Raw genomic sequence first — 1,668 nt, forward strand, 5'->3', positions numbered from 1 at the left:
GTGTTCGCGCACTACTCCGCCATTGCATCCTCCGGCTACCGCTCGCTCGACGAGAACCAGCGCGTCGAGTTCGATGTGGCGCAGGGCCCCAAGGGCCTGCAGGCCGAGAACATCCGTCCGCTCTGAGCGACACGGACTTCTGACTCCCCCGGTGCTTCGGCACCGGGGGAGTCTCCTTTTGCGCCGGGTGCCTCGACCGCTCGGCGCGAGAAACCAGATCCTGCACGAGACACCGCGTCAGGCGTGGTGTGTCGTGTCAGAAGTGGTTTCTCGCAGGCGTGACGCCGCGGTCCGCGGAGGTCAGCCCTGCGGCAGCAGGAGCTGAAGCAGCTCCTCGGGCGTTGCGACCTCGGCGATGGCGCCGGCCGACTCCCCCGGTTCGCCGAAGCCCCAGGTGACGAAGATCACGGGGACGCCGAGGGGCGCGGCTCCCTCGATGTCGTGCAGGCGGTCGCCGATCAGGACGGGGCGGCTGACGTCGACGCCCGCTTCGGTGAGCCGGTGCAGTGCGCGACGGAGGACCGCCTCCTTGCCGTCGTGCAGCCCCGAGGCGTCGGGCAGTGCTCCGGCGACGATGACGAAGTCGTCGATCAGGCCGTAGTGCTCGAGGATCGCGAGCACCTGATTCTCCGGCTTCGAGCTCGCGGTGGCCTGCGGGACGCCCGCCGCCTTGACCCGCTGCAGCGCTTCGGCCACCCCGGGATAGATCCGCACGCTCGCGGCGTAGCCGTCGCGCATGGCCAGTTCCCGGTACTTCCGCACCGCGAGGTGCGCATCCTCCTCGGAGAGGCCGGCCAGGTCGCGGAACGACTCGAACATGGGCGGCCCGATCCAGCGGGACAGCTCGCTCTGGGCGGGCTCCGGCAGGCCGAACGCCGCGTACACCTCGACGAGGCGCGGCAGGATCCCGGCCGATGCATCGGCGATCGTGCCGTCGACATCCCAGAGGACGCAGGTATAGGGGGATCCGGCCATGTTCATGCCTCTCGAGGTATACGGATCAGAACAACCGCGGGATGCCGGACTCGATGCCCTTCATGTCCTCGTAGTCGAGGACGAGGCAGCGAATGCCCCTGTCCTCGGCGAGCACGCGCGCCTGGGGCTTGATCTCCTGGGCGGCGAACACGCCCTGCACGGGTGCGAGGTGCGGATCCCGGCCGAGCAGTTCCAGGTAGCGGGTGAGCTGCTCCACGCCGTCGATGTCGCCGCGGCGCTTGATCTCGACCGCGATCGCGGCGCCGTCCGCGTCCCGCACCATGAGATCCACCGGCCCGATCGCCGTCGGGTACTCGCGGCGCACCAGGGTCGCGCCCTCGGCGATCCGCTCCACCTGCTCGGCGAGGAGACGCTGCAGATCCGCCTCGACGCCGTCCTTCTGCAGCCCGGGGTCGACGCCCAGCTCGTGGGCGGAGTCGTGCAGGATCTCGTAGATCTGCACGCGCAGCGCGTCGCCGGTCTTCTGATGCGTGACCCGCCAGACCTCGGTGACGCCCGCGGACGCCTCCTCCTCCCCCGGCTGCTCGGACTCGAGGCGGCACGGCGGGCTCATCCAGTTCAGCGGCTTGTAGCTGCCGCCGTCGGAGTGCACGAGCAGACTGCCGTCGCCCTTGTGCACGAGCAGACGCGTGGCGAGGGGCAGGTGGGCATTGAGGCGGCCGGTGTAGTCCA

Annotated in this window: 3 protein-coding genes; 1 reads left to right on the forward strand and 2 read right to left on the reverse strand. The window is 70.0% G+C overall.

The window, feature by feature from the left end:
* Positions 1-126, forward strand: a 126-nt coding sequence (locus B7X32_RS20745; RefSeq protein ID WP_292724101.1) for a cold shock domain-containing protein, incomplete at its 5' end; no start/stop codon positions are given.
* Positions 127-300: 174 nt separating this feature from the next.
* On the opposite strand, the gene B7X32_RS20750 is transcribed toward B7X32_RS20745, so the two are convergent.
* Entirely contained in the window at positions 301-975 is a 675-nt protein-coding gene (locus B7X32_RS20750) for an HAD hydrolase-like protein (protein ID WP_292724096.1), read from the reverse strand.
* A 25-nt stretch (positions 976-1,000) separates the two neighbouring features.
* Positions 1,001-1,668: endonuclease NucS (nucS, locus tag B7X32_RS20755; RefSeq protein WP_292724098.1), on the reverse strand; the 668-nt coding region annotated here is incomplete at its 5' end.

Origin of the sequence: Microbacterium sp. 13-71-7, from assembly GCF_002257455.1 — a bacterium.
In the GTDB taxonomy this organism is placed as follows: Bacteria; Actinomycetota; Actinomycetes; order Actinomycetales; family Microbacteriaceae; genus Microbacterium.